Origin of the sequence: Azohydromonas lata NBRC 102462 (assembly GCF_001571085.1) — a bacterium.
GTDB classification, from domain to species: domain Bacteria; phylum Pseudomonadota; class Gammaproteobacteria; order Burkholderiales; family Burkholderiaceae_C; genus Azohydromonas; species Azohydromonas lata.
The window spans coordinates 1-920 of record NZ_BCTC01000306.1; the positions used below are offsets into that span (position 1 = coordinate 1).

A 920-nucleotide genomic window follows, 5' to 3' on the forward strand; every position below is an offset into this window, starting at 1 on the left:
ATGGGCTTCGAGTTCATCGAGTTCGCCTCGCCCACGCCCGGCCTGCTGGAGCCGCTGTTCGAGAAGCTGGGCTTCACCCTGGTGGCCAAGCACCGCTCCAAGGACGTGCTGCTCTACCGCCAGGGCGACATCAACTTCATCGTCAACAACGAGCCGCAGAGCGTGGCCTCGTACTTCGCCGCCGAGCACGGCCCCTCGGCCTGCGGCATGGCCTTCCGCGTGAAGGACTCGCACAAGGCCTACAGCCGCGCGCTGGCGCTGGGCGCGCAGCCTGTTGAAATTCCCACGGGGCCGATGGAGCTGCGGCTGCCGGCCATCAAGGGCATCGGCGGCGCGCCGCTGTACCTGATCGACCGTTTCGAGGACGGCAAGAGCATCTACGACATCGACTTCGAGTTCCTGGACGGCGTGGAGCGCCACCCGGCGGGCCACGGCTTCAAGGTCATCGACCACCTCACGCACAACGTCTACCGCGGGCGCATGGCGTATTGGGCGGGCTTCTACGAGAAGCTCTTCAACTTCCGCGAGATCCGCTACTTCGACATCCAGGGCGAGTACACGGGCCTGACCTCCAAGGCCATGACGGCGCCGGACGGGATGATCCGCATCCCGCTCAACGAGGAATCCAAGAAGGGCTCCGGCCAGATCGAGGAGTTCCTGATGGCCTTCAACGGCGAGGGCATACAGCACGTGGCGCTGCTTACCGACGACATCCTGGCCAGCGTGGACGCGCTGCAGATGGCGGGCATCCCGGTGATGACGGCGCCCAACGACATCTACTACGAGATGCTGGAGGAACGCCTGCCCGGCCACGGCCAGCCGGTGGAGGAGCTCAAAGCCCGCGGCATCCTGGTGGACGGCACCACCCGCGACGGCAGCAAGCGGCTGCTGCTGCAGATCTTCTCGCAGTCCCTCATGGG

Annotated in this window: 1 protein-coding gene; it reads left to right on the forward strand. The window is 65.9% G+C overall.

Translation table 11 applies throughout. The features are described 5' to 3' along the window. The coding region (gene hppD / locus ALA01S_RS31235; protein WP_066343680.1) for a 4-hydroxyphenylpyruvate dioxygenase at window positions 1-920 on the forward strand (920 nt) is incomplete at both ends.